General features: G+C 43.6%; 19 protein-coding genes. 14 read left to right on the forward strand and 5 right to left on the reverse strand.

All coding sequences use genetic code 11. The annotated features are described in order from the left end of the window. Nucleotides 1–6: 6 nt before the first annotated feature. Both PSF16_RS05755 and PSF16_RS05760 read right to left on the reverse strand, forming a co-directional pair. The gene (locus tag PSF16_RS05755; RefSeq protein ID WP_036966163.1) at nucleotides 7–438 is read right to left on the reverse strand and encodes a tripartite tricarboxylate transporter TctB family protein; all 432 of its coding nucleotides are present in this window, start codon (nucleotides 436–438) and stop codon (nucleotides 7–9) included. Nucleotides 439–450: 12 nt separating this feature from the next. Further along, on the reverse strand, nucleotides 451–1425 hold the full coding sequence (locus PSF16_RS05760) for a Bug family tripartite tricarboxylate transporter substrate binding protein (protein WP_272688950.1): 975 nt from the start codon (nucleotides 1423–1425) through the stop codon (nucleotides 451–453). Between the two features lie 340 nt (nucleotides 1426–1765). Here PSF16_RS05760 and tctD point away from each other — a divergent pair, with 340 nt between their 5' ends. Continuing rightward, nucleotides 1766–2434: a transcriptional regulator TctD gene (gene tctD, locus PSF16_RS05765; protein WP_006661346.1), complete on the forward strand. Its 669-nt coding sequence runs from the start codon at nucleotides 1766–1768 to the stop codon at nucleotides 2432–2434. Next, nucleotides 2431–3867 carry a sensor histidine kinase gene (locus tag PSF16_RS05770; protein ID WP_006661347.1) on the forward strand — a complete coding sequence of 479 codons (1437 nt, stop codon included), beginning with the start codon at nucleotides 2431–2433 and terminating at the stop codon, nucleotides 3865–3867. The genes tctD and PSF16_RS05770 overlap by 4 nt, the downstream gene beginning before the upstream one ends. Nucleotides 3868–3982: 115 nt before the next feature. Here PSF16_RS05770 and PSF16_RS05775 read toward each other — a convergent pair whose 3' ends face one another. Then, the gene (locus tag PSF16_RS05775; RefSeq protein WP_006661348.1) at nucleotides 3983–4903 is read right to left on the reverse strand and encodes a DMT family transporter; all 921 of its coding nucleotides are present in this window, start codon (nucleotides 4901–4903) and stop codon (nucleotides 3983–3985) included. 99 nt (nucleotides 4904–5002) lie between these two features. On the opposite strand from PSF16_RS05775, the gene PSF16_RS05780 reads away from it, so the two are divergent. Further along, complete coding sequence (locus PSF16_RS05780) at nucleotides 5003–5800, forward strand: AraC family transcriptional regulator (RefSeq protein WP_006660255.1); 798 nt, start codon at nucleotides 5003–5005, stop codon at nucleotides 5798–5800. An 11-nt stretch (nucleotides 5801–5811) separates the two neighbouring features. Here the strand turns inward: PSF16_RS05780 and PSF16_RS05785 are convergent, their stop codons facing one another. Further along, entirely contained in the window at nucleotides 5812–6675 is an 864-nt protein-coding gene (locus tag PSF16_RS05785) for a hypothetical protein (protein WP_230489321.1), read from the reverse strand. 273 nt (nucleotides 6676–6948) lie between these two features. Here PSF16_RS05785 and pdxB point away from each other — a divergent pair, with 273 nt between their 5' ends. The 10 genes from pdxB (at nucleotide 6949) to PSF16_RS05835 (ending at nucleotide 16962) form a co-directional block, all read left to right on the forward strand. Continuing rightward, on the forward strand, nucleotides 6949–8073 hold the full coding sequence (pdxB, locus tag PSF16_RS05790; protein WP_272688955.1) for a 4-phosphoerythronate dehydrogenase PdxB: 1125 nt from the start codon (nucleotides 6949–6951) through the stop codon (nucleotides 8071–8073). A 70-nt stretch (nucleotides 8074–8143) separates the two neighbouring features. Further along, on the forward strand, nucleotides 8144–9154 hold the full coding sequence (locus tag PSF16_RS05795; RefSeq protein ID WP_006660258.1) for an aspartate-semialdehyde dehydrogenase: 1011 nt from the start codon (nucleotides 8144–8146) through the stop codon (nucleotides 9152–9154). Continuing rightward, complete coding sequence (truA, locus tag PSF16_RS05800; RefSeq protein ID WP_272688951.1) at nucleotides 9154–9969, forward strand: tRNA pseudouridine(38-40) synthase TruA; 816 nt, start codon at nucleotides 9154–9156, stop codon at nucleotides 9967–9969. Before PSF16_RS05795 ends, truA begins: the two co-directional genes overlap by 1 nt. 35 nt (nucleotides 9970–10004) lie before the next feature. Then, the gene (locus tag PSF16_RS05805; RefSeq protein WP_006661352.1) at nucleotides 10005–10712 is read left to right on the forward strand and encodes a DedA family protein; all 708 of its coding nucleotides are present in this window, start codon (nucleotides 10005–10007) and stop codon (nucleotides 10710–10712) included. A gap of 160 nt (nucleotides 10713–10872) precedes the next feature. Continuing rightward, nucleotides 10873–11841, forward strand: coding sequence for an acetyl-CoA carboxylase, carboxyltransferase subunit beta (accD, locus tag PSF16_RS05810; protein WP_006660261.1), 969 nt, complete (start codon nucleotides 10873–10875; stop codon nucleotides 11839–11841). Then, nucleotides 11831–13120, forward strand: coding sequence for a bifunctional tetrahydrofolate synthase/dihydrofolate synthase (folC, locus tag PSF16_RS05815; protein ID WP_036966151.1), 1290 nt, complete (start codon nucleotides 11831–11833; stop codon nucleotides 13118–13120). Before accD ends, folC begins: the two co-directional genes overlap by 11 nt. 5 nt (nucleotides 13121–13125) lie before the next feature. Next, nucleotides 13126–13836 carry a cell division protein DedD gene (gene dedD / locus PSF16_RS05820; protein ID WP_006661354.1) on the forward strand — a complete coding sequence of 237 codons (711 nt, stop codon included), beginning with the start codon at nucleotides 13126–13128 and terminating at the stop codon, nucleotides 13834–13836. Nucleotides 13837–14013: 177 nt separating this feature from the next. After that, nucleotides 14014–14517 carry a colicin V production protein gene (gene cvpA / locus PSF16_RS05825; protein ID WP_006660265.1) on the forward strand — a complete coding sequence of 168 codons (504 nt, stop codon included), beginning with the start codon at nucleotides 14014–14016 and terminating at the stop codon, nucleotides 14515–14517. Between the two features lie 14 nt (nucleotides 14518–14531). Beyond that, nucleotides 14532–16049: an amidophosphoribosyltransferase gene (gene purF / locus PSF16_RS05830; protein ID WP_006660266.1), complete on the forward strand. Its 1518-nt coding sequence runs from the start codon at nucleotides 14532–14534 to the stop codon at nucleotides 16047–16049. Between the two features lie 340 nt (nucleotides 16050–16389). Continuing rightward, nucleotides 16390–16962, forward strand: coding sequence for a UbiX family flavin prenyltransferase (locus tag PSF16_RS05835; protein ID WP_006660267.1), 573 nt, complete (start codon nucleotides 16390–16392; stop codon nucleotides 16960–16962). Here the strand turns inward: PSF16_RS05835 and PSF16_RS05840 are convergent, their stop codons facing one another. Further along, nucleotides 16963–17868, reverse strand: a complete 906-nt coding sequence (locus PSF16_RS05840; protein ID WP_006660268.1) for a TIGR01777 family oxidoreductase — start codon at nucleotides 17866–17868, stop codon at nucleotides 16963–16965. Between the two features lie 271 nt (nucleotides 17869–18139). Between PSF16_RS05840 and yfcD the strand changes: the two genes are divergently transcribed. Next, the gene (yfcD, locus tag PSF16_RS05845; RefSeq protein WP_006660269.1) at nucleotides 18140–18682 is read left to right on the forward strand and encodes an NUDIX hydrolase YfcD; all 543 of its coding nucleotides are present in this window, start codon (nucleotides 18140–18142) and stop codon (nucleotides 18680–18682) included. The last annotated feature ends 3 nt before the right edge of the window (nucleotides 18683–18685 follow it).

Genomic DNA, 18685 nt, shown 5'->3' on the forward strand with positions numbered 1-18685 from the left:
TTCTCCTTAGCTAAAAAGTTCGCCGATTGGCAATGTGACATCAAGTAACTTGTCGAAGGCATAGAAGAGCAAAATGCCAAGAATCGGACCTGAAATCAGGGCGGCAATCGGTGTTGCGCCAAATAACAAGGCGACACTGATGGTTAGTAATGTGGTTGCTAATGGGAAACCTAACCATTCAAATGCCCATGCATAAATCACTAATGAAATGATTAACAAGATTAAACGGCGTAAAACATACGGTTTTGGCCATTCAACCGCCTCTTGGCGACCGAATAAGAGTGCAAGAGCGCATAAGGTCATTAAGGACAGTATGGCTATCGGGAAAGGGCGGGGACCCAGTGGTTCGTAAGTAAACTCACTTTGGATACCCCAGCCGATATACAACCCGATCCCACACAGTATCAGCCAGACTATGGCAAATATGCGTTGGCTCATGGAATGACTCCGTTATTTCGCTAATCCGAAGGAACGGGCTTGCTCACGATAATTTTCAACTTCTTTTTTCACGTAAGCGTCCAATTCTGGTCCTGTTAAGTTGTATTCAAACAGACCGCGTAGGTCGCGTTGTTTTTTAAATTCGTCGGTTTGTTGGAGTTTTTGGAAGGCTTCAACCCATTGGTTGTAATCTGCATCAGAGACTTTAGGTCCCATGAAGAACCCACGAATAATCGGCCAAACGATGTCATAACCTTGCTCTTTGGCGGTTGGGATATTGGCTAAACCGTCAGGCAAGCGTTTATCCGCGTATACAGCCAGAATGCGAATTTTTCCATCACTGATATACGGGGTCATTTCACTGATATCTCCAGAGATGACCTGAACATGGTTGCCTAAGAGTGCCGTTAACGTTTCACCGCCACCTTCGAAGGCCACATAGCGCATTTTGCGAGGGTCGAGGTCGATAGCTTTAGCAAGCAGCGCCGTTTTCATCCAATCTTGGCTGCCAATTGAGCCACCTGCGCCGAAAACAATACTGTTGGGGTCTTTTTTGAAGGCGTCCATCAGCTCCCCGAGAGTTTTATAAGGGGAGTCAACGCGTACGGCAATCATGCCATAGTCACTGCCCACACTGGCTAGCCAGCGTACGTCATTCTCGTTGTAGCGACCAAATTTACCTTGGGCGAGGTTTAAGAGTGAGCCACCAGAGAATGCCACGATAGTTCCCGGTTCAGCAGGGCGCTGAGCGACGATAGCATTGTAGGCGACGGCACCGATCCCACCCGGCATATACGTGACTCGCATTGGTTTTTCGATCTCTTTAGTTTCTAGCATAGAGACTTGCACCAGCTTACATGTTAAATCAAAACCACCACCAGGTTTGGCAGGGGCAATACATTCTGTTCTTTCAGGCAAAGCCATTGCTTGGTTAATGCCAACTAAAAAAATCGTTGCTGCTAAGGTGCTGATTGTGAACTTCTTCATGCTTTATTCCTCACTAGACAATAATTAAGTTACTTGGTTGTTGTCAGTTATGTCGTTATTGGTGTGATTGTAGACAATGTGTGTTCGCCACTCATCATTGAACGGTGAACCTTTCATTTACCTTTCATTAACAAATAAAATTATTTTTATGTGATACATATCAGATTGTTTTATATTCTCGCTTCTTAATTATGTTAATTTAATGTTAATTTCTATTGGTGGCAGCAAGTTAACGAAGGATTGTTGTGATAGCTTCGGTAAAAATTGCGTTTAACACTTTTCATTCAATCGATAGAGTGCCAACTTATACGCATAAATAATCATAATGAGTGGGCGACTGATGAGAATGTTATTGGTTGAGGACCATGATGAATTGTCATTGTGGTTACAGAAAGCCCTAGCAGCATCTGGCTTTGCTGTGGATATTGCGAGTGATGGTTATATTGCGGATCAGCTATTACAGACTGAAAATTATTCGTTAGTCGTATTAGATGTTTCATTACCAAGAATGAATGGCTTAGACGTGTTAGCTCAGATGCGTAAGCGTCACCAAGAAACACCGGTGCTGCTACTGACAGCGAATTCTGATGTTGCTGATCGTGTAAAAGGGCTGAATGCGGGGGCGGATGATTATCTTACCAAACCTTTTGATATTGCTGAGTTAGAAGCCAGAATTCGTGCGTTATTACGCCGTAGCCATGGAAATATTAATGAATCCCAATGTTTTGGTGATCTTTGTTTTCACGAAGAAGGCTACTTTTCACTGAAAATGGAGCCATTAGGCTTAACACCGCGGGAATATGCGGTATTGAACACACTTTTTCATCGCAGAGGGCGACCTGTTTCAAAAACACAATTATTTGAGCAGGTATTTTCACTGTCAGATGAAGCCAATTTACAAAGTATTGAGCTCTATGTTCACCGAGTTCGCAAAAAGCTTGCGGGTTCAGATGTGAATATCAATACGTTACGCGGATTGGGATACCGATTAGAGCAGTGTAGTGTATGAAATTAGTCTCTCATCCACGCTCTCTCTTTCATCAGTTACTGCTTTTTTTCGGTATCCCCCTCATTTTATTGGGCAGTTTTTCGGTTTATACCCACTATTACAGTGCTAAGAATGCGGCAAATTTAGCCTATGACCGAACGTTGCTTGCATCAGCCAGAACGGTTGCGGAACGCTTACAGGTCGTTGATGAACATCTCTCAGTGAATGTTCCCTATGTAGTGCTTGATAGCTTTGAGCTTAACAACAATGACCGCCTGTTTTATCAAGTGATCGCTCCTCATGGGGAAACGATCTCGGGCTATGATGATTTACCGCCAATCCCGCCTTATTGGATGCGCTCCCAACATTACACCGCTCTTGTCTACTTTTACGATGCCGAATATCGGGGTCTACCCATTCGTGTCGCGACATTTTTCCAACCGATCAATGAAGGTGGAATACAAGGCATGGTGGAGATCCGCGTCGCCGAAACTGTTTATGCGCGGCAAGATTTCGCCAACCAACTGCTTATTTCTGCACTGATGAGCCAAGGTACTGTCGTTGTTGTGACACTGATATTGGCGTATTTACTCTTACGTAAATTATTAACTCCACTGAAGAAACTCTCTAATTTGATGTTAGGGCGCGCGGCGAATGATCTCACCCCGATTCCCAATGTACTGCCATGGTCTGAGTTATCGCCATTAGTGGATGCACTGAATCGCTATGTGGAACGGTTAAAGCGGATGTTAAAACGCCAAGAACGCTTTAGTGCGGATGCATCTCATCAATTAAAAACCCCATTAACGGTATTAAAAACCCAAGTTTCTGTGGCTCTTAATAGTGAGGATGAACACCAAAAGCAGCAAAGCTTGCAAGCCATTAACAAAACATTAGATAACACCATCGTTTTGACTGATCGGCTTTTGCAACTTTCTCGTTTGAAAGAGCATGAAAAAGAGGCTATTAGGCTCTATCGTGCCGTTAATTTGGTCGATATTGTCCAACAAGTCTGCTTTACTCGTTTAGGGAAATCAGAAAGCAAGAAGATTGATTTAGGTTATGAAGGATTAGAACATTGTTGGGTTAAAGGCGATGCGATATTACTGGCGGAAATGTGTGCGAACTTGATTGATAATGCGATTAAATATACGCCAGAGAAAGGGGTGGTAACGGTGCGTATTGTCACCGATGAGACTCAGCAATCGATGGTAACGCTGGAAGTGGAAGATTCGGGACCCGGTATTGAGAATAAATATATTCACCGTTCATTAAAAGCTTTCAGGCGCTTAAATAATGCAAAAGGGCTGGAAGGTTCAGGACTAGGCTTGGCTCTTGTGAAAGATATCGCTAGCTACCACGGTTCAGAATTGCAGTTATTAAAAAGTGACCAGCTTGGCGGCTTGCTAGTGCGTATTACTTTGAAAGTGAGTCGGGCACCGAGGAAGACGTGAAAATGCCTTAAGTCGTTCATCGGGGACAGGGCGATGAAAAAATGCAAATAAACAAAACCCTATTAATTTTTAGAATTAATAGGGTTTTTTACGGTACTTACTTAATTGATATCACTTACTGACAAGTATCTTCTGCCAACGCCTTTTTCTTACGCGTGAATACTTGAGTAAGCGGTGTACGTAGCTGTTGGGCTAACATCACACCGAGTAACACGATGCCACCGCCGATGAGGTGATAACTTTTTAGTTCTTCACCTAACGTGAAGACAGCAATAATGGCGGTAAAAACGGGCGCAAGGTTCATAAAGATAGAGGTTGTATTGGCCCCTAAACGCAGTACACCTTGAATCCACATGGCTGGAGCAAGAATGGATGCCGCAATCCCAGCGAACAGGACTAACCCGATATTATCGCGGTTAAGACTGACATCGTCTGCCATTAAGAAGTTAGGAATTAATAGCAATACCCCAAAGAACACTTGTACATAGAGTGAATCCCAGCTGGAGAGTTGAATCGCCCAGCGTTTGGTTAATACGCCATACAAGGCATAAGCGGCTGACGCGACGATCATCAGTAACTCACCTTGACCCAACCCATTATCAAGTAATGAACTCGGATGCCCTTGACTGACTAACCAAGCCAGACCAAACAATGATAAAACGGAACCGACAACAATCCCAACTGTTGGGATCACGCGCAAAACAAAAATACTAATGACGACGGTCAGCAGTGGAATAAATGAGTTCATCACGCCCATAAATGTTGCACTGACCGTGTGCGCGGCGTAATAAGCCAGACTTTGATACAGCATCATTCCCAAAGCACCTAAAATAGCCAATTGCCACCAATGTTGCTTAACAATTTTGGCATGGCGTAATACCGAGCGCAGAACAAATGGAGTCATGACTAAAAAGGCCAATGCCCAGCGATAGAATGAGATAGCTGCAGGGTCAATAGCACTTGCGGCTGCTTTATTGACGATAGCATTGACAGACCATAACAACACCGCGACGAGCGGAAACAGGAAATATTTCATTAACAACGTTCTCCCTAAATCAGTCAGAGGAGTATACATCTGTCCGAAATATTATATATACTGATATTCAGACAATCGATAACGTTTTTCAGACAGCCGATGAATAATTTAAAGAATGATGTACTGCAAATTAATGAATGCAATATTATTGAGCCTGAATTCATTGCGTTGCGCCATGAGCAGATTAACCAACAAACTGAGTACAAATCCCACTCCCATACATTTGGTCAGTTACTGTATGTGGTCTGCGGAATTATGGAAATGGAAGTTGAAGGGAAGCATTATATGGCGCCCCCAGAATTTTGCATCTGGATCCCTGCGAATACTCAGCATGCGAGCTTTAATAAACAGAGCGTAAAGTTTCGTATCATTGATTTTGCTAAAGCCTATACCCCTAGGCTCGCCAATAAGGCGTGTGTTGTCCGATTAAGCCCGATTTTTCACACAATCATGACAGATATGTATCAACGGGGAATTGTACAACCTGAAACAGCACAAGATATTCGTTTGGGGGAGGTTCTGATAGACCAATTTGCGATTTCGCCATGCCAAGATACCTACTTACCGACCAGTAAAGATAAATTTCTGGCTCCTATTTTAAACGAATTGCAACAAGATCCTGCGGATAACACAACGCTAGCACAGTGGGCTAAACGGTTTTATACCTCGGAGCGCACATTATCTCGTCGTTGTCAGCAAGAGTTAGGCATGTCATTCAGCGAGTGGCGTCAGCGACTACGTTACTTACATGCAGTTGCTGGATTGGACAAAGGCAAGAGTGTGCATGAAGTGGCGCTCGATGTAGGGTATAGCTCCGCATCCGCATTTATCGCCATGTTCCAGCAAATTTCAGGGGTCACTCCTGACCGGTTTCGGATGAAAGAGCTGGCCCCATAGCTGCGGAAAAATCAATATACATAATCGTATTTGATATTAGCGTGGTAGTTGTACACGCTATCTTTCCCTCCGTGCTCATCTTTAATTAACGTAGTTATAGTTTGTTCTGCATCAGTGCATCTTCCGAACTTATTCCAGCTTTTACAGGTCGTCACCGTTGTTTCGGTGGTAAAAAATTCTTCAATGGTTTTTTTGGTTAACGGTCTGTCATCATCACCATAGGTAAACTCTTCGACGGTTGAATCAGATTGCATGCGAATTAAGCGATTTTTCGTATCATAATAGAAGGTTGTTTTCACACTATCATTTTCGAGCGTACTGACTCGGTTGGATTCAGATAATCGTCCTTTATCATCAGTTAAAAAATGTGTTACTGCTCTTGTTAGCATGCGCTCTTTATCGAGAGTCGTCGTATAAGAAGAGTCTTTGGCTTCGGTTATTTTCCCATTCTGGTCAGTGAAAAACTTCCCATTCATTTTTTGCTGTAAAATGGTTTTTTCAACATTATCTTGATTAATAACAGACAGCTTAAATGCGGACTTGTAGTCCCAACCGTGACCATTTTTTTTCATGCTCATATCAATGGATTTGACGGATACACTGTCGTGGATGCTGAATTTGACAACTTCATGACCAGTTAGCTCGATTAAGGCTCCACAATCATCAAACTTCGTTTGAACCGTGTTGTTGATGTAATCGTCTTGGCTGGTGATAAGTACATTCATCTCTTTTAATGAGTCATTAAAAGGGCGTTCTTGGGCAAAGACAAAATTATTGAAGTTATTGGTGGCGATGGTGTCCGCCGAGCAGTTTTGCTCGCCAGCATAGGCATAAAACGAGCACATTAGGGGTAGCGATAATAATACTTTTTTCACAATCAATATGCCTTTCAAAATAAATGCCTTCCTGAAAAATGAATAACGTTTAATGTAGTGCTGCTGATTAAACATGAAATCTATTAGATTAGGTAGTCAGACTCGTCTGTAACGTTGTTAAATCAAAGAGAAAATTTAAATAATGCTACCTGCGAGACTCTGGATTTCATGTTAAAACGCATTATCATGTAAATGATTCAGCACATCGACGATTTGGAGTATAGTGTGGCTGCCAAATCGGGCATGACTAAACATTTTATTGGGACGAATTTCGTGAAAATTTTGGTTGATGAAAACATGCCATATGCTCAAGCCTTATTTAGTGAGCTAGGCGAAGTTAAAGCAGTGCCAGGGCGTCCAGTGCCAGAACAAGAACTTAACGATGCAGATGCATTGATGGTACGCTCAATTACCAAAGTGAATAAATCCTTGCTGAGCAATACGCCAGTAAAATTCGTCGGCACGGCAACTGCAGGGTTTGACCATGTGGATACCCAGTGGCTTGCAGAAGCCAATATTGGATTTTCCTCTGCGCCGGGATGTAATGCGATTGCCGTCGTTGAGTATGTTTTTTCAGCACTCTTGATGCTAGCGGAACGCGATAATTTTGATTTACGCGATAAAACCGTAGGGATTATCGGTGTGGGAAATGTGGGTGGACGTCTGTATAAACGCTTGCAAGCATGGGGAGTCAAAACGGTATTGTGTGATCCGCCTCGTGCAGACAATGGTGACCAAGAAGCCTTTGTCTCATTCGATACCGTGTTAGAGCAGGCAGATATCTTAACCTTCCATACGCCGCTTAATATGGATGAAAAGTATTCAACATTCCATTTGATGGGCGCTTCTCAACTCGCCAATTTACGTGATGGCACTATTTTAGTGAATGCCAGCCGTGGCGAAGTAGTGGATAACCAAGCGTTATTACACTTACTTGAGCAAGGTAAACCATTGAGTGTAGTATTGGATGTTTGGGAGCCTGAGCCAGATTTAGATACTGAATTATTAGCGTATGTGGATATCGGTACGCCACATATTGCGGGCTATACCTTAGAAGGTAAAGCGCGTGGAACAACACAAGTGTTTGAAGCCTATTGTGAATTTTTGGGTAAACCTACCCACATTTCACTCGCATCATTGTTACCGAAGCCAGATATCGATTGCATTAATTTCAATGGTAAATTAACGCAAAGCCAACTCAAAAGATTAGTTCATCTCGTGTATGATGTGCGTCGTGATGATTCATCACTGCGCGCAGTCGCAGGTATTCCCGGTGAATTCGATAAATTACGCAAACATTACCAAGAGCGTCGCGAATGGTCATCGCTTACCGTTCAGTGTGATAGCGAACAAACAGCGCAATTGCTGAATGAGTTAGGCTTTAACGCAAAAATTTAATCACAATTTTTTAGGTGAAATGAGTGGCTTATTGGCGCTTGTTTCACTTTGATTTTTTAGAGGAAAAACCATGACAGAAGGTTGGAATATCGCATTACTTGGGGCAACAGGTGCAGTGGGTGAAGGCATTCTTTCCCTACTTCAAGAAAGAGAGTTTCCCGTTGGTGAGCTTTATTTACTAGCCAGTGAGCGTAGTGCAGGAGAGAGCATTCGCTTCAACGGTAAAAGTTATCAAGTGCAAAACGTGGCTGACTTTGATTGGTCGCAGGCACAGATCGCCTTTTTTGCAGCAGGTGAAGCTGCCACGGTGCAGTATGCTGAAGTCGCGGCGCAAGAAGGCTGTATCGTTATCGATAACAGCGGCGTTTTTGCATTAGAGCCGGATGTACCTTTAGTGGTGCCAGGCGTTAACCCGCAAGTTTTAGCCGATTATCGCAATCGTAATATTATTTCTGTCGCAGATAGCTATGTTAGTCAGTTATTAACGTCAATTAAACCATTGGTTGAAGCGGCAGGATTAGGGCGTATCACCCTGACTAACATGCTGTCTATGTCAGCTTACGGCAAGGCTGCGGTGGATGAATTGGCTGGTCAGAGCGCGCGTTTACTCAATGGTATTCCCGCTGAAGAGGGACGCTTTAGTAAGCAGCTGGCATTTAACATGTTGCCATTATTAGCGGATGCTGAAGGCAGTGTTGTACATGAGCGCCGTTTAGTTGAGCAGGTACGTAAAGTGCTGCAAGACGACGGTTTACCTGTGGCGGTGAGTTTTATTCAATCACCTGTTTTCTACGGTAATGCACAAGTTGTGCATTTAGAAACGTTACGCCCAGTCAGCGCAGAAGAAGCGAGTGAAGAGTTTGAACGTTTTGATGATATTCAGGTCTCAGAAGAGGGTGATTATCCAACTCAAGTGACTGATGCATCAGGCAATGACTTTTTAAGCATAGGTTGTATTCGTAATGACTATGGTATGCCGGAAGTTTTACAGTTCTGGTCAGTCGCGGATAACGTACGTTTTGGCGGTGCACTGATGGCGGTTGAGACAGCAGAAAAACTGGCTCAGGAGCTGTACTACTGATGTCGGAATCCCCAAAACTGCATCGTATTGCTCTCGGGATTGAATATAACGGCAGTCGTTATTACGGTTGGCAACGTCAGCAAGAAGTGCAAAGTGTACAGGGCTGCCTTGAAGCTGCGCTATCGAAAATTGCGGCTGAGCCAATCAGTGTTAATTGCGCCGGACGTACGGATGCAGGCGTTCACGCGACTGGGCAAGTTGTGCATTTTGAAACTTCTGCCATTCGTAAAGAGGCCGCATGGACGATGGGCACGAATACCTATCTTCCGGATGATATTGCGGTTCGTTGGTGTAAGCCAGTGGATAATGAATTTCATGCGCGTTTTAGTGCAACTGCGCGCCGATACCGCTATGTTATTTTTAATCATCGTTATCGTCCTGCCATTTTATCGAATGGCGTAACGCATTTTCATTTTCCCCTTGATGAGAAGCGTATGCACCAAGCGGCACAAGCTCTACTGGGTGAGCGTGATTTTACCTCATTCAGAGCAGTCCAATGCCAGTCCAAAACTCCTTGGCGTAATGTGATGCACGTTAATGTGACGCGTCACGGAAACTATGTAGTTGTGGACATTAAAGCTAACGCGTTTGTGCACCATATGGTGAGAAACATTGTTGGCAGTTTGTTGGAGATTGGTTGCGGAAATCAAGATATTGATTGGATGGCACATCTTCTGGAATTAAAAGATAGAACGAAAGCAGCGGCAACAGCCAAAGCGGAAGGACTGTATTTAGTGAGCGTGGATTATCCTGAAAAATTTGACCTGCCACAGAATGTGATGGGACCACTATTTCTTGCAGATGATCTACTATAAATGTCGTTAATATAAATCTCCACATGAGGAACCCCATGGAGTTTATCAGTTTTATCATTGATTTTATTTTGCATATTGATGTGCATCTTGCGGAATTGGTCGCCCAATATGGTGTTTGGGTCTACGGTATTTTATTCCTGATTTTATTCTGCGAGACGGGGTTGGTGGTGACGCCTTTCCTCCCAGGGGATTCATTATTATTTGTTGCGGGTGCAATAGCAGCATTGCCAAGTAATGATTTAAACGTACACGTCATGGTACTGTTGATGATTATTGCGGCAATTATTGGTGATGCAGTGAACTACACCATCGGTCGTATCTTTGGTGAAAAGCTATTTCAAAATCCAAACTCAAAAATTTTCCGTCGTAGCTATTTAGATAAAACCCATGAGTTTTATGAAAAACACGGTGGAAAAGCGATTATCTTGGCGCGTTTTGTCCCAATCGTGAGAACTTTCGCGCCTTTCGTTGCGGGTATGGGAAAAATGTCTTACCGTCATTTTGCCTTTTATAATGTGACAGGTGCGTTATTATGGGTGTTACTCTTTACCTATGCAGGGTATTTATTCGGTGATTTGCCGATAGTACAAAAGAATTTGAAATTACTGATAGTCGCGATTATCTTTATTTCAATTCTACCGGGTGTCATTGAAATTATTCGCCACCGTCGTGCTGCTGCAAAAGAAAAAAATGCAGTAGCAAAAGAAAACAGTGCGGCGACGCAAAAAAACGATAACCAATAATCGGTTTGAAAAAAGTTTTTATCTACAGTGAGATATCATTGTGGTTTAATGGCAAAAAATAACATACTGATAGATACTCCTTATATCACCATCCCTGATATTCAGTGATTGGTATTACTTGGAGTCTTGTCAGAGTGCAATCAGACGAAAAGGTCCATTAATGAGCTGGATTGAGAAAATTTTAAAAAAAGGTACTTCAACCCCATCCCATAAAGCAAACATTCCTGAAGGTGTTTGGACTAAATGTGATAGCTGTGGGCAAGTACTTTATGGCGCTGAGCTTGAGCGTAACTTACAAGTGTGTCCGAAATGTGACCACCATATGCGTATTCATGCTCGTCAACGCCTTGAATCCTTCCTTGATGAAAACTCAACAACGGAATTAGGTAGCGAATTAGAGCCAAAGGATGTGCTCAAATTCCGTGATTCTAAAAAATACAAAGATAGAATTAGCGCAGCACAAAAACAAACGGGCGAAAAAGACGCTATCGTTGTTATGAAAGGGACACTCAAAGAGATGCCTATCGTTGCCGCAGCGTTTGAATTCTCCTTTATGGGTGGTTCAATGGCATCGGTAGTGGGAGCACGTTTTGTCCGTGCTGTAGAACAGGCTCTGGAAGATAACTGTCCATTAGTGTGTTTCTCTGCAAGTGGCGGCGCACGTATGCAAGAAGCGCTGTTATCGTTGATGCAAATGGCAAAAACCAGTGCGGCATTGGCAAAAATGCAAGAGCGCGGCTTGCCGTATATTTCTGTACTGACCGACCCAACTATGGGTGGTGTTTCTGCAAGTTTAGCCATGTTAGGTGATATCAACGTTGCTGAACCTAAAGCCTTGATCGGTTTTGCAGGACCTCGCGTTATTGAGCAAACAGTACGTGAAAAATTACCTCAAGGTTTCCAACGCAGTGAGTTCTTGTTGGAAAAAGGGGCAATTGACATGATCGTACGTCGCCAAGATATGCGTGACCGTCTGGCTGATGTATTAGCGATGTTAACGAATAAACCAAGTCCGAATACTGCGCCAACACTGGTTGTTGAAGTTGTTGATGTGGAAATTGATCTTGCTGACGCTGTTGATGGAACAGAAAACGCAAAAGGGTCTAAACATAAAAAAGATGATGAGTAATCTAATCATTCCTACAGCCAAGTCTCCTTTGGAGGCTTGGCTTTCTTATCTCACCGACCTACATAGCCAAAATATCGATATGGGGTTGGAGCGAGTAGGGCAAGCTGCCCGTCAAATGAATTTAACCCAACCTGCTCCGCGCGTCATTACCGTTACTGGAACCAATGGGAAAGGTACAACATGCCATACCCTTGAAGCTATTTTAATGGCGGCGGGCTTGAAAGTAGGTGTGTATAGTTCTCCCCATTTAGTTCGCTACACTGAACGTGTTCGTATCCAAGGTAAAGAACTGACTGAAAATGCGTTCTGCCAAGCGTTTGCAACCATTGAAGCGCAGCGTGGAAATATTTCGTTAACCTACTTTGAATATGGCACCTTAGCTGCACTACAATTATTTAAGCAAGCTGAGTTGGATATTGTGATCCTCGAGGTGGGCCTAGGTGGTCGTCTTGATGCTACGAATGTGGTGGACGCGGATATCGCAGCTATCACCAGTATTGCTCTCGATCATACAGATTGGCTAGGCTCTGACCGCGAACATATTGGTCATGAGAAAGCGGGTATTTTCCGTCAAGGTCACTATGGTGTAGTGGGTGAACCTGACATGCCTGACGCCATTGGTGCTTATGCTGACAAAATCGGCACAATGTTATTTCGGCGTGGCAAAGATTGGCATTATCAAGAGTATGCAGATCATTGGTCATGGGAAAGCCCACAGCGTTCATGGGAAGATTTACCCTTACCGAATGTGCCATTAGCCAATGCGGCAACGGCAATGGGGGTGATCAGCTGCTTGATGGAGATTGACCCTGTATTAGCGCAGAAAATAACCAACAAAGCGATTCACCAAGGCTTAAGTACCGCTCAGTTACCAGGGCGTTTCCAAATCATTGGTGAAAACCCGTTAATGATTTTAGATGTGGCGCATAATCCGCACGCTGCAGGTTACTTAGTTTCCAAACTCGCACAATTACCGAGGCGAGAAGGTCGTCGAATTCGTGCGGTAGTAGGCATGCTAGGGGATAAAGATATTCAAGGTACATTAACCTGTTTATCCCAACAAGTTACAGATTGGTATCTTGCGCCGCTAAGAGAATTTCGTGGTGCGGATGTGACTGAACTTAGCAAACATATTGATGGTGCTCACGAATTTGATTCAGTGGAAGCCGCTTGGCGACAAGCCTGCGTGGATGCGAAACCACAAGATGTGATTGTCGTGTGTGGATCATTCCATACAGTAGCACACGTCATGATGCTATTAGAGAAAACAGAAGGATAAAGTCAGTGGCTAGTAAATTCCAGAATCGTCTTGCTGGCGCCATTGTATTAGTCGCTGCGGGGGTCATTGTGCTGCCCGGGCTACTGGATGGCGATAAGAAATACAATGAAAATGAATTTGCAGCCATTCCGATTATTCCCAAACCGGGTGATGAAGAAGATATTGAGTCGATTGCACCGATTACACACAGTGCATCAACGGCTTCTTCAGAAGGAACTTCTGAAGCGATGTTATCGGAAGCTATCACCGAGCAAAAGCAAAGTGAACAGCCGCCAGTAGCCGCAAACAGTGCAAATCAAAGTGTGACAAATCAAAATAATGGCGCTCAAAATGGGAGCGCGATTCCGACAAATGTTGCACCTGAAAAACCGCGAGTGGAGCCAAAGCCGGAACCTAAACCTGAGCCTAAACCAAAAGTAGAGTCAAAACCTGAACCAAAACCTGAACCTAAGCCGGAGCCTAAGCAAGAACCTCAAGGCAAAGCGTATGTGGTACAAGTTATCGCGCTAAATAATGCGAGTAAGGTTGAGGAAATAGTGGCTAAACTGAGATTGTCGGGGTATCAGGTTTATACGGTGCCAGCAAAACCGGTGAACAATAAATTAACCCGTATTTATGTAGGCCCTGAGGCATCAAGGCAGAAACTTGAATCTGCATTACCTGAACTTAATGCGATAACAGGTACAAAAGGGATTATTCAAGCTTTTAAGCCTTAAAATGACATTGGATTATCCCTAAAAAATAAGGGTATTTAGTAACTTACTGCGGCGATTATGATTTTTTCTTTTCGCCGCTGATTTTTTTAAATTCAATGAAAAATGGTTACGCAAACGTTTTCGTTTTCTGTTAGAATGCATTCGCCGCTGACGTGAATGCGAATTTTGGAATGAAATATGGTCTGGATTGATTACACAATTATCGCCATTATTGGCTTCTCGGCACTGGTAAGCCTGATTCGTGGATTTGTACGTGAGGCATTATCGTTAATCACATGGGGTTGTGCGTTCTTCGTTGCAAGTACGTTTTATCCTTACTTGGCGAGCTATTTTACGAACTTTGAGGATATTTTGGTTCGTAACGGTATTGCCATTGCGGCATTATTCATTGCAACCCTGATTGTAGGTGCGGTAGTGAATTATGTGATCAGCTCACTGGTACAAAAAACCGGATTATCGGGTACAGATCGTGTACTGGGGATTTGCTTCGGTGCGTTGCGTGGGGTATTAATTGTATCGGCGCTATTGTTCTTTCTCGATACATTTACTCCGCTTCCTCAAAGTGAGGATTGGCATCGTTCACAGCTTATTCCACAGTTCAGTCATATTATTAGGTGGTTCTTTGACTACCTGCAAAATGCGTCAAGTTTCCTACCGGAGAATATTTCTCCGTCTGGCTGATGAGGAAAGACTAAATGTGCGGTATTGTCGGTATCGCCGGTGTTTCACCGGTAAACCAATCAATTTATGATGCGTTGACGGTGCTACAGCATCGTGGGCAAGATGCAGCGGGTATTGCGACCATCGATGGTAAAAACAATATCCGTTTGCGTAAAGCAAATGGTTTAGTAAAAGATGTCTTTGAAACTCGCCATATGTTGCGACTTCAAGGTTCAATGGGCATAGGACATGTACGTTATCCTACAGCGGGTAGCTCAAGTGCATCTGAAGCTCAGCCTTTTTACGTTAACTCTCCTTTTGGTATCACCCTTGCACATAATGGTAACCTGACAAATGCTCACGAACTGACTCGTAGCCTATTTGAAACAGCGCGTCGCCATGTGAATACCACCTCAGACTCCGAAATTCTGCTAAATGTATTAGCGCATGAATTAGATAAGTTTGACCATTTTCCTCTCGAACCTGACAACATTTTTAGTGCCGTCGCGTCAATGCACAAAAAAATCCGTGGTGCTTATGCCTGTGTGGCATTGATTATTGGTCACGGGATGGTGGCATTTCGTGACCCATATGGCATTCGTCCATTAGTTCTCGGTCGCCGTATTTTGGCAACTGGCGAACACGAATATATGGTGGCATCTGAAAGTGTGGCATTAGACACGTTAGGTTTTGAATTCCTTCGTGATGTCGCACCCGGTGAAGCCGTGTATGTCACTGAAGATGGTAAATTATTTACTCGCCAATGTGCAGAGAATCCACAACTGACGCCGTGTATTTTTGAATATGTTTATTTTGCTCGCCAAGATTCCTTTATTGATAAAATCTCGGTGTATAACGCAAGATTGCGCATGGGGCAAAAGTTGGGGGCTAAAATTGCACGAGAGTGGGAAGATCTGCATATTGATGTCGTGATCCCAATCCCAGAAACCTCTTGCGATATCGCCTTGGAAATCGCACACATCCTAGATAAACCCTACCGTCAAGGGTTTGTGAAAAACCGTTATGTTGGGCGCACGTTTATCATGCCAGGGCAGCAAGAACGTCGTAAATCAGTACGGCGTAAGCTGAATGCAAACCGTGCTGAGTTCCGTGATAAAAACGTTCTGCTGGTGGATGATTCGATTGTGCGCGGGACCACATCTGAGCAAATAGTGGAATTAGCCCGCGAAGCTGGTGCGAAGAATGTGTATTTTGCTTCCGCTGCGCCAGAAGTACGTTTCCCGAACGTATACGGCATCGACATGCCAAATGCGAATGAACTGATTGCACACGGTCGTGAAGTCGATGAAATTCGAAAATTGATTGGTGCAGATGGCTTAATCTTCCAAGATCTCAGCGACCTCGTGGACGCAGTTCGTGAAGAAAACCCAGAAATTAATGAATTTGAATGTTCCGTATTTGACGGCATTTACGTGACGAAAGATATTGACCAAAGTTATTTAAATTATCTGGAAAATCTGCGTAAGGACGATGAGTTAAAGTTGAAAGATCAGAGTGATGTTGAGGATTTAGAGATATACAACGAAGGCTAAATTTTCGGGGAGCCTCGTCATACTTCACGCTGTAGCGTTGTTGGCTGTATTAGCTAACCCTAGTCACATACCTGTGTATGCTCCTAGGGATTAGCTAACTTGCCGCCTAGCTACAGCATGAATTATTTAGAGGATTAAATCTAAAACTAAGCTGAAAATGAAGTTAGTCTGAATTACCTTTCACTCATGTTTCCTTCATTCCTTTATTTATACCCACTTATTCCGTGAGTAAAGTTTTGCTCTGTATTTTTACTATACTGACCTCTACACCTTGCCTCTCCCTCACTTCTTCACGATATTTGGTATATAATGCAGGAAATTACGTGAATTGGGGTTGAGCATGAAAAAACTTATCATTGGGTTAACGGGAGCGAGTGGGGCAATCTACGGTATTCGATTGCTGGAAGTGCTTAAACCTGTGAAAGATGTGGAAACCCACCTAGTGATGAGTGCGGCAGCACGTCAAACTCTCGCGCTGGAGACCGATTTCAGTGTGAAAGATGTTCAACAACTTGCTGACCATGTTTATGATAGCCGCGATATCGCCGCTGCAATCTCCTCAGGCTCATTTCGCACTGCGGGTATGGTAATAATGCCTTGTACTATGAAAACGCTTTCAGGCATCGTACACAGTTATACAGACACATTAGTAACCCGTGCGGCAGACGTCGTATTAAAAGAAGGGAAAAAACTGGTGTTAGGGGTACGGGAAACGCCACTGCATTTAGGGCATTTAAAATTGCTCGTTCAAGCCGCAGAAATAGGTGCCGTGATTATGCCCCCAATGCCTGCGTTTTATCATCAGCCTCAATCTATTCAAGATATTGTCGACCAAACCGTGAATCGCGTACTTGACCAGTTTGATATTCAGCTCGACCATGATTTATTCACCCGTTGGCAGGGCGCTAAATAATCACGGTGTTGGTGTTAATAAATCTTCCAAAGCAATTCTCAGTTCAATAAATTCAAATGCAAAGCCAGCCTCTTCTAAGCGTTTTGGAATGGCTTGCTGTCCCCCTAATAATAAAGTGGCAGATTCACCAAGCACGCCTCTTACGGCGAAAGCGGGCGTGCGCACGAAAGAAGGGCGATTGAGTACATCTCCCATCATGGCAGCAAATTGGTCGTTATGGACAGGATAAGGCGACGTCATATTAAACGGACCTGATAAATCCGGTGTTTCCATTAAAAACAAAATCGCTTTTACCATATCGTTAATGTGGATCCACGGCATATATTGCTTTCCATGACCAATCGGTCCACCTGCCCCCATTTTGAAAATAGGCAGAATTTTGGCGAGTAGACCACCTTTAGGGGATAAAACTAATCCAGTACGCAATAGGCAAACGCGCGTTTTGCTTGATTGGGCTTCGAGGGCAATGGCTTCCCAGCGTGCAGCTAACTGATGGGTAAATTCGTCATGGGGTTGGTCTGATTCAGTCACTACAGACTGACCTTGATCGCCGTAATAGCCAACAGCAGATCCAGAAAGAAATACATTCGGTGGGGTTTCACTGGCTTTAATCAAATCCGTTAACTGTTGGGTTATTTTCCAGCGACTTTCACAGAGGATTTGTTTTTGTGCGGTCGTCCAGCGTTTTTCTGCGATGGGTTCACCGGCAAGGTTGATGACTGCATCAAATTCGTTGAGATTTTTTCTATCGCTGAGGGTTGTCCAGCATTCAACCGCTTTACAAAATAGACTGTATACTTTTTGTGGTGAGCGACTTAATACCGTGACCTGATGTGAATGCATCACTAACGCTTGAACCAGTTGGGTACCAATTAACCCTGTTCCGCCTGTTATTAGTATTCTCATTTTTATCCCCTCTATTTAAAGCGTTATAACGCTCTAAATAATTCGATTTTTACCATCTAGTTTGAGTTAACTATAGCATTTGCAAATAAGAATTGTTGGGTTTCAGTTAACGGTTCAAAAAAAAGAATTTTGTGCTATATCTTAAAGGGATGTGTTGATTTTTATGAGGGAGACAAAGCACAAATTTGCTTAGGATCCCTTGCAACGTATAAGTGAAAAGAATACCTTGTATCAAAGTATTTCGTTGGGCAAGTTAAATAAGGTTTTCAGGATGGAACAACAGACCGAATTCGTCGAGTGGGTGGATATTGTTGACGAAGATAATAATGTGATAGCTCAAGCAACCCGTCGCCAAATGCGGGCTGAAAATTTACGTCATCGCGCAACGTATATCGTGGTACATGACGGTATGGGTAAAATTTTGGTGCAAAGAAGAACTGACATTAAAGATTTTTACCCTGGACTTTTGGATGCAACCGCTGGGGGCGTAGTGATGCAAGATGAAAATATTCTTGAATCAGCTAAGCGCGAAGCTGAAGAGGAGCTGGGCATTGCGGGTGTTCCTTTTGCGGAACATGGTACCTTCTATTATGAAAACGAAATCTGCCGAGTATGGGGTGGGCTGTTTAGTTGTGTGAGTCATGGTCCTTTCGCATTACAAGAAAGCGAAGTGGTTGAGGTGAGCTGGCTAACGCCAAAAGAGATTACAGCACGTTGCGATGAATTCACGCCTGATTCACTTAAAGCACTGTCATTATGGTTAACGCGCAATAATGAAGCGGATAAAGCGATTAGCTGTTCCAGCCCAGAGTAAGCT

It is taken from the genome of Providencia sp. PROV033, from assembly GCF_028484855.1.
GTDB lineage: Bacteria > Pseudomonadota > Gammaproteobacteria > Enterobacterales > Enterobacteriaceae > Providencia > Providencia alcalifaciens.

What these genes read in the sequence shown, in the direction of transcription:
- PSF16_RS05755 (WP_036966163.1), bottom strand. Translation starts at nt 438, where the DNA reads ATGAGCCAACGCATATTTGCCATAGTCTGGCTGATACTGTGTGGGATC.
- PSF16_RS05760 (WP_272688950.1), bottom strand. Translation starts at nt 1,425, where the DNA reads ATGAAGAAGTTCACAATCAGCACCTTAGCAGCAACGATTTTTTTAGTT.
- tctD (WP_006661346.1), top strand. Translation starts at nt 1,766, where the DNA reads ATGAGAATGTTATTGGTTGAGGACCATGATGAATTGTCATTGTGGTTA.
- PSF16_RS05770 (WP_006661347.1), top strand. Translation starts at nt 2,431, where the DNA reads ATGAAATTAGTCTCTCATCCACGCTCTCTCTTTCATCAGTTACTGCTT.
- PSF16_RS05775 (WP_006661348.1), bottom strand. Translation starts at nt 4,903, where the DNA reads ATGAAATATTTCCTGTTTCCGCTCGTCGCGGTGTTGTTATGGTCTGTC.
- PSF16_RS05780 (WP_006660255.1), top strand. Translation starts at nt 5,003, where the DNA reads ATGAATAATTTAAAGAATGATGTACTGCAAATTAATGAATGCAATATT.
- PSF16_RS05795 (WP_006660258.1), top strand. Translation starts at nt 8,144, where the DNA reads ATGACAGAAGGTTGGAATATCGCATTACTTGGGGCAACAGGTGCAGTG.
- truA (WP_272688951.1), top strand. Translation starts at nt 9,154, where the DNA reads ATGTCGGAATCCCCAAAACTGCATCGTATTGCTCTCGGGATTGAATAT.
- PSF16_RS05805 (WP_006661352.1), top strand. Translation starts at nt 10,005, where the DNA reads ATGGAGTTTATCAGTTTTATCATTGATTTTATTTTGCATATTGATGTG.
- accD (WP_006660261.1), top strand. Translation starts at nt 10,873, where the DNA reads ATGAGCTGGATTGAGAAAATTTTAAAAAAAGGTACTTCAACCCCATCC.
- folC (WP_036966151.1), top strand. Translation starts at nt 11,831, where the DNA reads ATGATGAGTAATCTAATCATTCCTACAGCCAAGTCTCCTTTGGAGGCT.
- cvpA (WP_006660265.1), top strand. Translation starts at nt 14,014, where the DNA reads ATGGTCTGGATTGATTACACAATTATCGCCATTATTGGCTTCTCGGCA.
- purF (WP_006660266.1), top strand. Translation starts at nt 14,532, where the DNA reads ATGTGCGGTATTGTCGGTATCGCCGGTGTTTCACCGGTAAACCAATCA.
- PSF16_RS05835 (WP_006660267.1), top strand. Translation starts at nt 16,390, where the DNA reads ATGAAAAAACTTATCATTGGGTTAACGGGAGCGAGTGGGGCAATCTAC.
- PSF16_RS05840 (WP_006660268.1), bottom strand. Translation starts at nt 17,868, where the DNA reads ATGAGAATACTAATAACAGGCGGAACAGGGTTAATTGGTACCCAACTG.
- yfcD (WP_006660269.1), top strand. Translation starts at nt 18,140, where the DNA reads ATGGAACAACAGACCGAATTCGTCGAGTGGGTGGATATTGTTGACGAA.